Source organism: Actinoplanes sp. NPDC023801 (genome assembly GCF_040639655.1).
GTDB lineage: Bacteria > Actinomycetota > Actinomycetes > Mycobacteriales > Micromonosporaceae > Actinoplanes.
The window spans coordinates 268,128-280,587 of record NZ_JBFAAI010000004.1; the positions used below are offsets into that span (position 1 = coordinate 268,128).

Consider the following 12,460-nt stretch of genomic DNA (forward strand, 5'->3'; position numbering starts at 1 on the left):
CTGGAATCTAGCATCGGCTGGTGGAGGTCGAGCAGATCGAACGGGTTCGTGACTTCAACCGGTACTACACGCAGCGCCTGGGCATGCTCACCGACCGGTTCCTCGGCCAGGACCGGCCGTTCGGGCAGGCGCGGCTGCTGTTCGAGATCGGTGACGGCAGCAGCGTCGAGGCGCTGCGGGCTCGGCTGGGCCTCGACGAGGATTATCTGCGCGGACAGCTCGACGCGCTCGCCGGGCACGGTCTGGTACGCCGCGACGGGCCGGCCGTGACACTGACCGAAGCGGGCCGCATCGAACGCACCGATCTGGAGGCACGCTCGCATGCCGGGATCGCCGCGCTGCTCGGCGAGCTGACCGGCGGGCAGCGTGACCGGCTGATCGCCGCGCAGGAGGAGATCCGGCGGGTGCTGCGGGCCGCCGCGGTCGTGGTGGAGGCGGTGCCGCCGGACTCGCCGGCGGCGCGGGAATGCCTGGCCCGGTACGCCGCCGAACTCGACGCCACGTTCCCGGAGGGGTTCGCGGCGTCGACGCTGACCCGGCCCGAGGACGTCACCGGCACCCAGCTGCTGGCCGTCGAGGACGGTGCGCCGGTCGGCTGCGGCCTGTGGATCCGGCTCGGCCCGGGTGTCGCCGAGATCCGGCACCTGTGGGTGGCGCCGGAGGCCCGCGGGCTGGGGCTGGGCCGTAAACTTCTGAGCCGGCTGGAGGTGGATGCCGCCAATCACGGCATCACCACGGTACGGCTGGGCACGCACCCGCTGCTGATCGAGGCGCTCGCGTTGTACCGGGGCAGCGGCTACGACGACATCGGCGGGTACAGCGACGTCCCGTACAACCAGCTGGCTTTTGAGAAAGGGCTGGTCAGCGCCGAGGCCGGACCCGGGACAGGTCGTGCGGCCGGGTCGAGTCGATCACTTTCGGCGTCTGCATTTCGTCGCGGCGCAACGGCGTCAGGGTCTCGTCGATAGCGTCCATGATCAGCCGGGTGGCCTGCATCGTCTGCGCGCCGGGCGTGCCGATCTGCGCCGACGACAGGTCGACCGGCCGGTCACCGAAGCGGACCTGCACCACCGGGCGGGTGAACAGCGCTTTGAGCAGGGCCCGGCCGAGGTGACGCGGGGCCGCGTACGGCACGACGGCGTGCGTGCCCCACTGCGCGACCGGCAGCACCGGCGAACCGGACAGCTGCGCCATCCGCGCGGTGCCGGTCTTGCCGCGTTCCGGCCACATCCACGGGTCCAGCCCGATGCGCCCTTCCGGGTAGACCAGCACCGCCGAGTTCTCGGCGAGGGCTTTCGCGGCGGCCGGCAACGCGTCGGCGACGTGCGCGGTGTTGCGGTCGACCCGGATGTGCCCGCAGTGGCGCATGACCGCCCCGACCAGCGGCGCCCGGAACACCCCGCCGGTGGCCATGAACCGCGGGGCGATGCCTGCCCGGTGACAGGCGGCCATCATCACCACCGGGTCGAACGGGCTCACATGGTTGGTCGCCAGGATCACCGGGCCGCCGCGCAACTCGGCGGGCAGGCTGCCCGACACCCGGAGCCGGGCCAGCGGGAACACCACGATGCGGGCGGCGACGAGCAGCCACAGCCACAGCCGCGGCGCCCGCCAGACAGGTGAGGTCTCCATGAGGATTCGAATGATCGCACGCCCCGCGCCTCGTTCTTCAACCCCCGGTCAGCCTCGCGCCGGCCGGGCGACATCCGCACCTCACCGTCCGTTTCCCTTTCCGGTACGCGGGGCGCGTGACGATCCGCGCCGGCTCACGATCCGCACCGGGTGACGGGTGCCGCGGAGCTCCGGTACCGTCGCAGGTCCGTCCCCCGTCACGGAAAGGTGGGACATGCCCGGTCGCCCCGGCACGCCCTGAGCGTGCCGCCTTCGAACTGTGCGGCACCACGAGCTTCGTCGTGTCCGCAACTGTTCGAGGAGTCCGTGTGCCGGGTTGGTCGCGCCGTACCGATTTTCGTCTTCGCCGTACCGATTTTCGTCTTCTCCGGGCCGGTCAGACCGTCTCGCAACTGGGTGAGCAGACCACGCTGGTGATGCTGCCGCTGCTGGCGGTGCTGACCCTGGACGCCGGCGCCGATCAGCTGGGGCTGCTGCGCGCGGCCGGGCAGGCGCCGCAGCTGCTGCTCGCCCTGTTCGCCGGGGTGTGGGTGGACCGGTGGCGGACCCGTACCGTCATGGTCTGCTCCGATCTGGGCCGGGCCGTGGCCCTGACGGTGACCGCCGTCGCCGCCGTGTCCGGCACGCTGACCCTGCCGGCGCTGCTGGCCGTCACCGTCGTGGTGGGCGCGTCGTCGGTGTTGTTCGACATCGCCTATCAGGCGTCGCTGAGCCGGCTGGTCGACCGTGACCTGCTGCTGCCGGCCGGCAGCGCGATCGAGGCGAGCCGGTCGGCGGCCCAGATCGCCGGTCCGGCCGCCGGCGGGGTGGCAGCGTCGTGGCCGTTCGCGCCGGCCGGTGTGGCGGTCCTGTTCGTGGCGTCGCTGCTGTCGATGGCCGCGATCCGCGAACCCGCGCCGCCGGTGCCGGCGCACCCGCCGCGGATCGGGGCGGGGCTACGGTTCGTGGCCGGCGACGCCACGCTGCGGGCGGTGTGCCTGGCGTCCGCGGCGTTCCAGTTCTTCCTGGCCGCGACGATGACCGGCTACCTGCTGTTCCTGCCGCGCGAGCTGGGCCTGTCCGCGACGGCGATCGGGGTGACCCTGGCCGCGGTGGGTCCGGGCGCGCTGGCCGGTTCCCTGCTGGCGGCCCGGCTGCCGGGACGTCTCGGGCACGGCCCGGTGCTGGTCGGTGCGGCGGTCCTCGGCAACGGTGCGCTGCTGGCGGTGCCCGCCCTGTCCGGGGCGTCGGCGGGCACGCTGGCCGCCCTGGTGGTGGTGAATCTAGTGTTCGGCACGTTCGGGCAGCTGGTCAACGTGACGGTCACCGCGGTGCGTCAGGCGCTGACGCCGCCGGGGATGCAGGGCCGGGTCGCCGCCACGATAACGTTCGCCGGGATGGGCCTGACCCCGTTCGGTTCCCTGCTCGGCGGCCAGCTCGCCGACCAGTGGACGGTACGGGCGGCGCTGCTGGTCACCGCCGCCGGCATGATGCTCTCCCCCGCGATCATGCTGGTGTCCCCGCTGGCGCGGCTGGGCCGGACCCTTCCCGGCTGAGACGCGGCGCGGCGCGTCTCAGGCCGCCGCGCCGAAATGGGCGAGGACCCGGGCGGCGGCGGTGGCCGCGCTGGTGGCGGTGGTGTCGACGCACACGTCGTAGGTCATGCCGTCGTGGGCGTGCCGCGCCGACCAGCGGGCCAGGCCCGGCCGGTTGCCGCGGGCCTGTTCGCGGCGCGTCAGTTCGTCGTCGGCGCAGAAGACACCGACGTACAGGGGCCGCCACGGGCGCAGCACCTCGAGCCAGTCGTCGCGGACGTCGGCGCCGAGCAGCATCTCGTCGACGATGACCCGGTTACCGGCGGTGAGCAGCGCGGCCACCGCCCGGTGCAAGCCGGCCATCATCCGCAGCCCGTCACGGCCGTAGGTGATGCGCAGCATCGGCCGGCCGTCGTCGTCGGGCAGCCGGTCGTAGGCGAACCCGAGGTGCCGGAACTCCCCCGGCGGGCCACCGGCCCACCGGTCGGGCACCATGCCGAAGCAGGTGTCCAGGCCGAGCAGCAGATACGGTTCGGCGGTCAGGTCCTGCAGGGCACGGCCGAGCGTGGTCTTACCCGCGCAGGACGCACCGTTGACGAACACCACCTGTGTCATGCGCCCATCCTGGCAGCCGTCACCGGGTGACCCGCTCGTCACGCCGGCCGGCCGCAGCGGGCCGGGCGGTGAGCCGGCGCAGCCCCCACGCGGCGACGGCCAGCCAGGCGACGTAACTCCACAGGGCCAGGCGCTCGGCCAGGCCGACCAGGCTCTCCCAGGGCCCGGCCGTCAGCGACGGGCCGTCCGTGACGTCGGCGAACAGGACCGCCAGCGCCGCGCAGGTGACGGTGCACAGCGCGGCGGTGACGGTCAGCGGCCGGGCGACCGGCTGCCACCGCCGGTCACGCCGCCAGGTACGGGTGAGCACGATCGCGGCGGCCGGCAAGGCGGAGAACGCGATCAGCGCGGCGGTGCCGTGCACGATCCCGGAGACGGTCGGTGGCTGGTCCCAGCGGCCGGGCGGGTCGGCCGGGAACAGCGCACCGGTCAGCACCGCGGCGGTGAAGGCGGCGAGCAGCCGGCGCCCGGCGCGGCTGCTCCCCGACGCGGTCAGCGGTTTGCGCAGCAGTGCGGCGGCGGTGCCGAGGCTGAACAGGGCGGCGGGGATGAGCCAGCCGGCTGGTGCGTGCACGTAGTGGCTGACCATGGTCTCGACCGGGCTCCAGCCCGGATTGATCAGGTCGGCGGTGCCGGCGAGCAGCACGTAGGCGGCGAGGGCGGCGAGTACGGCGGTGCCGCGTCGGGTGGTCGGGCCGGGCATCGGGCCTCCTGGCGTCGGGGTGTCGGCTCGACGCTAGGAGAGTGCGGGTGCCGGCCGCGTCGTCGCGGCGGTGTCACCGCGGTCTGCGCTGTCGGAGTACGGCCCTGCACCGACCGGTGTACACCGCGGCGTCACAGGGTGCGGCGTACACCATGTGGTCGAAGTGCGGTGCGACAGCTCCGAAGTAGTCCGTTGGTTGCTTCAGCGGGAAGGCCACCGGCGGACCGGCTGCGTCACCGGCGGCCGGCGGAGGGGGCGGGCGGGCGGGTGGCCGCGGCACGAACCGCCGGGTCCTCGTCCCGGGCGAGCCGGTCACGCAGCGCCGGCGGACATGCCGGATTGCGGGCCGCGCCGCAACGCAGTCCCCGATCCGGGCTCGCCGCCGCCGCGGCGATCACCTCCGGGCTGCGGGTACGGAAAGCGGCCAGCGCACGCACCGAGCCGTCGGGGTCACCCACTGCGGCGTCCACCACCCATGCCGGTGTCGACGGATGCCCGACCACGCGGTCGCGCAGGATGTGGTACGGGTCGCTGCCCCAGCGTTCCAGCAGGGCGGCGGGACACCGGTCGTTGGAGGCCACCGCGACGCGGTCCCCGTCGTCCCGGGCGGCGCGCAGCAGTGCGAGCGACGACGTACGCCGCAGGCCCTCCCACCGCACCTGCGGCCACGGGTCCTGCGCCAGCCGGTCGATCAGGCCCGGCCCGGTGACCGGATGGTTGGCCACCAGGAACCGGACCCGCCAGTCGGCGTCGGCGGCCAGCTGACGCAGCAGATGCTCCGGCGGATTGTGGTGCAGATACGGGCCGTGCGGCCGATCGTAGCCGCGGGTCCATTCACTGTCGTCGTGCAGCCACCGTCCGGGGCCGACCGGATGGTCGCAGCCGCCCATGAAAACCTCGTCACACCGCATCGGCATCAAGGTAGTCAACCCGTTGCGCCGCACCGCGGCGGGACCGGCGGGTCCGGTACGTGGCCGCTGCCGGCCGGCTGCGGCGCACATCCCCGTAAGACCGGCTGCGGAGCACGTCCCAAAAGTTCGGCGGAGGCCGGTCGAGCGGTGCCGGCAACGGCGCAGAGGGCGGCCGGGCGACGGCGGTGGGTTGTGGACCGTTACTCGGGGGAACGCTGCCGCTGACGCAGATAGGCCAGGACGGCTTCGCGTGTGGTCCGGACCCCGAACAGGGATCGTGCCTCGGCGATGCGGCGGTTGGCGGTGCGCAGCGACAGGAATTCGGCGGCCGCGGCGGCGGCGATGGTGTCGCCGGCGGCGAGCCGGTCGAGCAGGGCGCGTTGTTCGGGGATGAGGTTGGCGATCAGGTCGGAGCCGTCGATGCCGCGGTGCACCGGGCCGAGCCGGGACAGGTCGTCGATCAGGGCGCGGCCGGCGGTCGATTCGGGGTCGCAGACGGCGACGACGCCGGCGCCGCGGGCGGCGGCGAGCACGGCCAGCTGCGCCGCTTCGAGGTCGTCGTCGCTGACGCGCCCGTGCAGCACCAGGTGGGCGGCGCCGACGTCCCACGACGGGTCGGGCAGGGCGAATCCGGCCCGGGCGGTCCAGCCGTCGCGGGCCAGGCGCCGCAGGACGGTCTCGGCCTCGGACGCGGTGGCTACTACGTGGCGTGGAGCGTCGTCGGGCTGTCGTATCACCGGCCATCCTCGTTGGTGTCGAAGGGTTCGCTCCTCGCCGCGGTGACGGCGAAGGCCAGTGCGGCGGCCTCGGTCCGGGTACGTGCCCCGAGTTTGCGCATGCTCGCGCGGATGTGGGTGTCGACGGTTTCGGCGGAGATGCCGAGCTGCCCGGCGATGCGGCGGGTCGGTTCCCCGGCGGCGACCAGTTGCAGCACGTCGAGTTCACGGCGGGTGAGCCGGCCGTCGGAGCGGGGGCTGCGGGTGTCGCGCTGGATCTGGTGGCGGCGCAGCCCGCGCCGGGCCCGGCCGGCCAGGACGGTGAGCCCGGCGGTGTCGGCGAGTTGTTCGGCGCGCAGCAGCGCGGCCACGGCGGCGTCGCGGTCGGTGCCGGTCAGGCCGGCGGCGATCAGGCAGCGGACCTGTTCGCGCAGGGCGACCGGCTGCCAGCTGTCGGCGGCGGTGTCCAGCCCCGAGCCGACCGCCCAGGCGGTGAGGGTGCGCCGGGCGGCGACGGGCAGGTCGACGGGGATGGCGTTGTTGCCGGGCAGGCCCAGGTCGTAGGCGGCCCAGCGGGCGGTGATGGCGTGCAGCCCGGCGAGCAGGCCGGCGCCGGTGTCGGTGGGCTGGTGGGTGGCACGGTCGGGTTGCCCGTCGAGCCAGGCCGCCTCCCGGGCGACCCAGGCGGCGGCCGGGTGGGCGGGTGCCGTCTGCAGCCGGGCGCGGGCGGCGGCCAGCAGCCCGGTGTCGGCCTCGATCAGCGCGGTCGCGGCGGTGGCGTAGGCGCGGGCCTGGTCGGGCAGGGCCCGGTCGGTGAGGTTCGCGGCGCGCCGCAGCACACCTTCGGTGCCGTCCCAGGACAGTTCGGCGGGGAAGTCGGGGCCGTGCAGTGCCAGCGCCCAGTCGGCGACGGCCAGGAACCGGGTCTGCCAGCCGTAGGCGAGCGCCTCACCGGCGGCCGCGGCGGCGTGCAGGGCGGCCCGGGCTGCTTCGACGAGCCGGCCCTCGGCGCCGAGGTGTTCCACGAGCAGCCACGCCGACCAGCGGGCGATCAGCGGGTCGCCGCTGCCGGCGGCGTGCTGCAGGGCGGTGTCCCAGCCGGGCAGCCGGTGGGTGGCGCGGACCGCGGCGAGGGCGGCGACGATGCCCGGTGACGGCCGCGGATGCCGGACGGCGATCTTCTCGGCGAGTTCGAGGGCGCTCATCGGTTCGCTGGCCAGCGCGCACAGCAGCACGACCCGGTCGCGGGCGGCCACCACCGTCGCGGCGGCCGTGTCGGGGACCGGGCGCACGGTGTCGCGGGCGGTGGCCGGGTCACCGGCCTGCAGCAGGGCCTCGCCGCGCAGCACGGCCGCTTCCAGGGCGAGCGGGTCGGCGGCCGCGCCGGGTGCCACGGCGGCGGACGCGGCCAGCGGGCGCAGCACGTCGGCGGCGTCGGCGGCCCGGCCGGTGGCCAGGGCGGCGTCGGCGGCGGCCAGCCGCACCCGCGGGTCGACGCCGGTCGGCAGCGCGCAGGCGAACAGCAGCAGCGCGGCGCGTTCGGCGCCGGCGGCCCGGTCGGCGGCGGCCAGTGCCTTGCGGTACGCGCCGGCGGTGTCCCCGGCGGCGGCCAGGTGCCGGGCCGCCTCCGCCGGTGGGGTGAGGTCGGCGAGCCGGGCGTGCAGGTCGGCGCGGGCGCCGGCGTCGAGCAGCCCGGCCGCGGTCTCGGCGACGTAGGCCGACACCGGCAGCAGCGAGCCGCCGGGTTCGGCGGTGACCAGGCCGGCGGCCAGCAGTTCGGCGGCGCCGGTGCCGAGCAGCGCCGGCGCGGCGGGCCGGCCCAGCAGGCCGAGCGCGGCCAGGGCGGTACGGGCCGGGCGCGACAGGTCGGCCAGGGCGGCGGCGATGGCGTAGGCGACCTGGTCGATGTCCTCGCCGATGGGGGCGCGGCCGGACGCGGCCTGCCGGGCCAGGGCGATGACCGCCAGGGGATTGCCGCCGGCGCGGGCGACGACCGTGGTGGCGGCCTGTTCGCTGAGGCCGCCGGCGGTCTGCCGGGCCAGCATGAACGCCTGCTCACCGGTCAGTGGCGGCACCGGCAGCCAGGCGGTGGCCGCGGCCCGCAACGCGGCCGCCGCTGCTTCGCTGAGCCGGTGCGGGGTGCGTAACGCGACCAGGACCCGGCAGGAGCGGGCCAGGTGCGTCACGGCGGCGATGGTGGCCGGGTCGGCGTGCTGCAGGTCGTCGAGCACGAGCAGCCCGCCGCGGACCCGGGAACGCACGGCCTCGGCCAGCAGCGGCACGTCGTCGGCGGGCAGCCGGGCGCGCACCGCCCGCGACAGGGCCAGGGCGGGCACGGACGACAACATGGCCAGGCCACCGCCGAGGTGGGCGGGCCCGGGTACGGCGGCGGCGATGCGGCGCAGCAGGGTGGTACGGCCGCAGCCGGGCGGGCCGGTCAGCACGACCAGGGCGGGTCCCTGGCGCAACGCGGTGCGGGCGGCCTGTTCTGGCTCGTCCGTCACCTGCGTTCCCCCTTCACTGGCACGATCTCGGGATCCCGGCCGCGGCGTACGCGTCCGTAGGCTTTACTGCGAAACTGCGGAGACCAACAGGAGGGCCTTTCCGTGACACCGACTGCCGCGATACGCACATTGTCGCCGACGGTGTGCTGCGCTGACGAGTCGATGTGACCGGCCCACTCACCTCCGGCATCGCGACTCTGTGTCACGAGATCGTCACCCGGGTTTCCTCCGATGCAGGTCAACAGGTCCGGCAGATCAGTAATCGCCTTCACGATCCGTTACGAGTGGCGATCGCGGGCCGTCTGAAAGCCGGAAAGTCGACACTAGTCAACGCGCTGATCGGCCGCCGCGTCGCCCCCACGGCGGCCGGCGAATGCACCCGGGTGGTCACCCGGTTCCGGTACGGGCCCGCCGACCGCATCGACGTCGTCACCCGCGACGGTGAACGGCACAGCCTGCCGCTGGACGACGACGGCATGGTCCCGGCCCGCCTCGGCGTGCCGGCGGCCCGGATCGCGTACGTCGACGTCGCCCTGACCAGCGACCGGCTGCGGGACCTGACCGTCGTCGACACCCCCGGCCTGGCCTCGACCGACACGGCCGGCAGCGCCCGCGCCGAACAGGCCGTCGGCATCGACGACGACTCGGCCGGCGAGATCACCGCGGCGGAGGCGGTCGTCTACGTGTTCACCCAGGCGGTCCGCGCCGACGACGTGCGGGCACTGGAGGCCTTCCACACGGCGTCGGCGCGGCTGGCGACCAGCCCGATCAACGCGATCGGGGTACTGGGGCGCATCGACACGCTGGCCGGTGGCGCCGCCGACCCGTGGCCGGTCGCCGAACCCCTGGCCCGGCAGCAGGCGCAGCTGCTGGCCCGTACCGTCGGCGATGTGGTGCCGGTGGCCGGGCTGCTGGCCGAGACCGCCGCGGCCGGCCGGCTGACCGGCGCCGACCGCGACGCGCTGGCCCGGCTGGCCGCGCTGCCCGCCGCCGACCTGCAGATGATGCTGCTGTCGGCCGACCTGTTCCGGTCCCGGCCCGCCCCGGTCGGCGCGGAACAGCGCGAACGGCTGCTGACCCGCCTCGACCTGTACGGCATCGGTTTCGCCTGCGCACAGCTGCACGCCGAACCGCGGCTGGGTACCGGCGAACTGGTGCGCCGGCTGTCGGCGGCGTCCGGGCTGGCCCGGCTGACCACCACCGTCGACCAGACGTTCCGCTGGCGCTCCGACGCCATCAAGGCCGGATGGGCGCTGACCCGCCTGGAACGTCTCGCCTCACTCGACCAGCGGTCCCGCGCGGTGGTCCGCGACGCCATCGAACGGGCGCTGCGGGATCCGGCCTACCATCGGCTGCGGCTGCTGGACGCCGCGCAGCGGGCCGCGACCGGCACGGTGCCGTTGCCGGCCGACTGGGAACAGGAGCTGATCCGGCTGGCCACCTCCGACGACCCGCGCTGGATCCTGCGGCTGCCGCAGGCCGGCACGGCGGCACTCGCGTCCGCGGCCGTCGCGGCGGCCGGACGCTGGCGGGCGTACGCCGTCGACGGCGCCGGCCCGGCGCAGGCCCGGATCGCGCACGTCGCGCACCGCGGTTTCCAGTTGCTCGCCCAGGAGGTGCGCCAGTGCAGGACCTGACCGCCGTACTGGACGCCGCGGTACGCGACACCATGTCGTATCTGCGGACCGCCGACCCGGACGCCGCCGCCGACCTGGCCGAGCTGCGCCGCGCCCACCTGACCCGGCCCGGGGTGGTCGTCGTCGGGGAAACCAAACGCGGCAAAAGTTCCCTGGTCAACGCGCTGCTGGGGGTGCCCGGCCTGTCGCCGGTCGACGCGGCCGTCACCACCGCCGCGTACCTGCATTTCGTGCCCGGCACCGCGTTCGCGGCGACCGCCTGGCTGCCCGGCGGGCAGGAGGTGAGCATCGACGACCTGCAGCAGTGGGCCCGCGGCCGGCAGAAGGCCCGCCGGATCGAGGTCACCCACCCGGCTCCGCTGCTGCAGTACCTGACCCTGCTGGACACCCCCGGCGCGGGCGGCCTGGACCCGGTGCACGCCACGATCGCCCTGGACGCGGTACGCCGCGGCACGGCGCTGCTGTTCGTCGCCGACGCGTCCGCGCCGCTGTCGCAGCCGGAACTGGACTTCCTGGCCGCGGCCACCGAACGCGTCGACGCCGTCGTCTTCGCCCTCACCAAGATCGACGCGTTCGGGCAGTGGCGCACCATCGCCGAGGACAACCGGGCCCTGCTGCAGGCCCACGCCCCCCGGTTCGCGGCCGCCCCCTGGTTCCCGGTGTCGTCGCGGCTGGCCGAACTGGCCCTGACCGCCGACCCGGCCACCCGCGACGCCCTCGCCGGCGAGTCGCGGGTGCCGGCGCTGCAGCACGCCCTGGTCGAACTGGCCGGCCGCGGCCACCAGCTGCGCCTGGCCAACGTGCTGCGCGCCGCCCACCGCGACCTGACCCGGCTGCGCGACGCCGGCGAGCAACGGATCAAAGCCGCGGCCGCCGACGCGGCGTCACAGGCCGCGACCCGCGCCGAACGGGCCGCGCTGGCCGCCCGCAAACGCACCGAGTCCCGGCAGTGGACGCTGCGGCTCAACACCGAGATCCAGCACGCCCGGGTCACAGTCGTCGGCCAGCTGCGGACCCGCATCACCGAAGTCCAGCACGACGTCGCCCGGCGCATCGACGCGGCCCGCGGGGACGCCCTCGCCGCGCTGCCCGACGAACTCGACACCCGGCTGCAGGCCGTCGCCGCGCAACTGTCGCAGGTACTCGAGGACACCTACCGCGACGTGGCGGAGAAAGTTCTGGCCGACACGTTCGACCCGGCGCTGGTGTCGGCCACCCTGCGCCACCATCTGACGGCCGGCCCGCCCCGCGACGGCTCCGGCGACAACATGCTGATCGCCCTGTCCGCCGGCGGTGTCGCACTGATCGCCGGCCGCGGCGCGATGCTGGGCATCTCCGCGCTGGGCCTGGCCGGCGCCGGGCTGCTGATCCCGGTCGCCGGTATCGGGCTGGGCCTGGCCGCCGGCGGCTACGTCATCTACCGCCGGCGGGTGCACACCGACCGCCGGCACGCCCACACGTGGCTGCGTGACGTGCTCGGCGAGGCACGGGCCGCGCTCACCGACGAGATCAGCACCCGGTTCACCGACCTGCAGTACGCGCTGGCGGTGGCCCTCGACGACGCGATCGAACGGCGGCTGCGTGAACTCGACGCCCTGATCGCCGAGATCGACGCGGCCGCCGCCGAGGACGCCGCCGGCCGCGCGAAACGCCGGGCCGCCGCCACCGCCGACCGCGACGCCGCCGCGGCCCGCCTGCGGCAGGCCGACGAGGCGCTGCTGCGAGCCCGCTCCCTGACCCCCGCGCCCACCGACGAAGGACTGCTGACATGACCGACCACTGGGACCACGACGACTTCGACTTCGACCTGCCCGACGACGTCGACGTCCCGCAGCTGCCGCTGGCCGACCACGTCGACGTGGACCCGCCGGATCTGCCGGACCTGCCCGATCTGCCGGACCCCGACACCGCCGACGTGCCCGCCCTGGCCGACATCTCCGCGGTGGCCGACGACCCGGCGTTCCCGCCGGCGCTCGACGTCGACCTGCCCGAACCCGTCGACGGGTTCCCGTGGATCGACCCGGCCACCCTCGGCGCCGCCGACCCGGCCGGGTTCCTGCCGCCGGTGGAGAACGTCACCGCCGAGGAACTGGCCGCCTACGCCGGTGTCGACATCCCCGACGGCGCCGACGCGTGGTCGGTGCTGGCGTCCTCCGACGACCCGGCCACCGCCGCGCTCGCCAAGTGGTGGACGCAAGGTGAACAGTGATCCACGTCTCCCCTTCCGG

The 12,460-nt window shown here is 75.1% G+C and carries 11 protein-coding genes; 5 read left to right on the plus strand and 6 right to left on the minus strand.

Going from position 1 to position 12,460, the window contains the following annotated elements; translation table 11 throughout:
* Nucleotides 1-20 precede the first annotated feature (20 nt).
* On the plus strand, nucleotides 21-968 hold the full coding sequence (locus AB0G04_RS11175; RefSeq protein WP_360980256.1) for a GNAT family N-acetyltransferase: 948 nt from the start codon (nucleotides 21-23) through the stop codon (nucleotides 966-968).
* Here AB0G04_RS11175 and AB0G04_RS11180 read toward each other — a convergent pair.
* Nucleotides 862-1,632 (minus strand): lysophospholipid acyltransferase family protein, encoded by a 771-nt coding sequence (locus AB0G04_RS11180; protein WP_360980259.1) that lies wholly within the window; start codon nucleotides 1,630-1,632, stop codon nucleotides 862-864. The genes AB0G04_RS11175 and AB0G04_RS11180 overlap by 107 nt on opposite strands.
* Nucleotides 1,633-1,940: 308 nt before the next feature.
* On the opposite strand from AB0G04_RS11180, the gene AB0G04_RS11185 reads away from it, so the two are divergent.
* Nucleotides 1,941-3,167 (plus strand): MFS transporter, encoded by a 1,227-nt coding sequence (locus AB0G04_RS11185; RefSeq protein WP_360980262.1) that lies wholly within the window; start codon nucleotides 1,941-1,943, stop codon nucleotides 3,165-3,167.
* Nucleotides 3,168-3,185: 18 nt separating this feature from the next.
* On the opposite strand, the gene AB0G04_RS11190 is transcribed toward AB0G04_RS11185, so the two are convergent.
* From AB0G04_RS11190 to AB0G04_RS11210, 5 genes are all read right to left on the minus strand, one after another.
* A complete protein-coding gene (locus tag AB0G04_RS11190; protein WP_360980265.1) occupies nucleotides 3,186-3,761 on the minus strand; it encodes an AAA family ATPase in 576 nt (191 codons plus the stop codon).
* 19 nt (nucleotides 3,762-3,780) lie between these two features.
* The gene (locus tag AB0G04_RS11195; protein ID WP_360980268.1) at nucleotides 3,781-4,464 is read right to left on the minus strand and encodes a DUF998 domain-containing protein; all 684 of its coding nucleotides are present in this window, start codon (nucleotides 4,462-4,464) and stop codon (nucleotides 3,781-3,783) included.
* A 233-nt stretch (nucleotides 4,465-4,697) separates the two neighbouring features.
* Nucleotides 4,698-5,381, minus strand: a complete 684-nt coding sequence (locus tag AB0G04_RS11200; protein WP_360980271.1) for a HEAT repeat domain-containing protein — start codon at nucleotides 5,379-5,381, stop codon at nucleotides 4,698-4,700.
* Between the two features lie 194 nt (nucleotides 5,382-5,575).
* The gene (locus tag AB0G04_RS11205) at nucleotides 5,576-6,112 is read right to left on the minus strand and encodes a LuxR family transcriptional regulator (protein WP_360980274.1); all 537 of its coding nucleotides are present in this window, start codon (nucleotides 6,110-6,112) and stop codon (nucleotides 5,576-5,578) included.
* The gene (locus AB0G04_RS11210; RefSeq protein WP_360980277.1) at nucleotides 6,109-8,595 is read right to left on the minus strand and encodes a LuxR C-terminal-related transcriptional regulator; all 2,487 of its coding nucleotides are present in this window, start codon (nucleotides 8,593-8,595) and stop codon (nucleotides 6,109-6,111) included. The genes AB0G04_RS11205 and AB0G04_RS11210 overlap by 4 nt, the downstream gene beginning before the upstream one ends.
* 284 nt (nucleotides 8,596-8,879) lie before the next feature.
* On the opposite strand from AB0G04_RS11210, the gene AB0G04_RS11215 reads away from it, so the two are divergent.
* From AB0G04_RS11215 to AB0G04_RS11225, 3 genes are read left to right on the plus strand one after another with little or no spacing between them, the layout of a single operon-like run.
* Complete coding sequence (locus AB0G04_RS11215; protein ID WP_360980280.1) at nucleotides 8,880-10,232, plus strand: dynamin family protein; 1,353 nt, start codon at nucleotides 8,880-8,882, stop codon at nucleotides 10,230-10,232.
* Nucleotides 10,220-12,004: a dynamin family protein gene (locus tag AB0G04_RS11220; protein WP_360980285.1), complete on the plus strand. Its 1,785-nt coding sequence runs from the start codon at nucleotides 10,220-10,222 to the stop codon at nucleotides 12,002-12,004. The genes AB0G04_RS11215 and AB0G04_RS11220 overlap by 13 nt, the downstream gene beginning before the upstream one ends.
* Nucleotides 12,001-12,441 (plus strand): hypothetical protein, encoded by a 441-nt coding sequence (locus AB0G04_RS11225; RefSeq protein ID WP_360980288.1) that lies wholly within the window; start codon nucleotides 12,001-12,003, stop codon nucleotides 12,439-12,441. Before AB0G04_RS11220 ends, AB0G04_RS11225 begins: the two co-directional genes overlap by 4 nt.
* The last annotated feature ends 19 nt before the right edge of the window (nucleotides 12,442-12,460 follow it).

What these genes read in the sequence shown, in the direction of transcription:
- AB0G04_RS11180 (WP_360980259.1), bottom strand. Translation starts at nt 1,632, where the DNA reads ATGGAGACCTCACCTGTCTGGCGGGCGCCGCGGCTGTGGCTGTGGCTG.
- AB0G04_RS11190 (WP_360980265.1), bottom strand. Translation starts at nt 3,761, where the DNA reads ATGACACAGGTGGTGTTCGTCAACGGTGCGTCCTGCGCGGGTAAGACC.
- AB0G04_RS11195 (WP_360980268.1), bottom strand. Translation starts at nt 4,464, where the DNA reads ATGCCCGGCCCGACCACCCGACGCGGCACCGCCGTACTCGCCGCCCTC.
- AB0G04_RS11200 (WP_360980271.1), bottom strand. Translation starts at nt 5,381, where the DNA reads ATGCCGATGCGGTGTGACGAGGTTTTCATGGGCGGCTGCGACCATCCG.
- AB0G04_RS11225 (WP_360980288.1), top strand. Translation starts at nt 12,001, where the DNA reads ATGACCGACCACTGGGACCACGACGACTTCGACTTCGACCTGCCCGAC.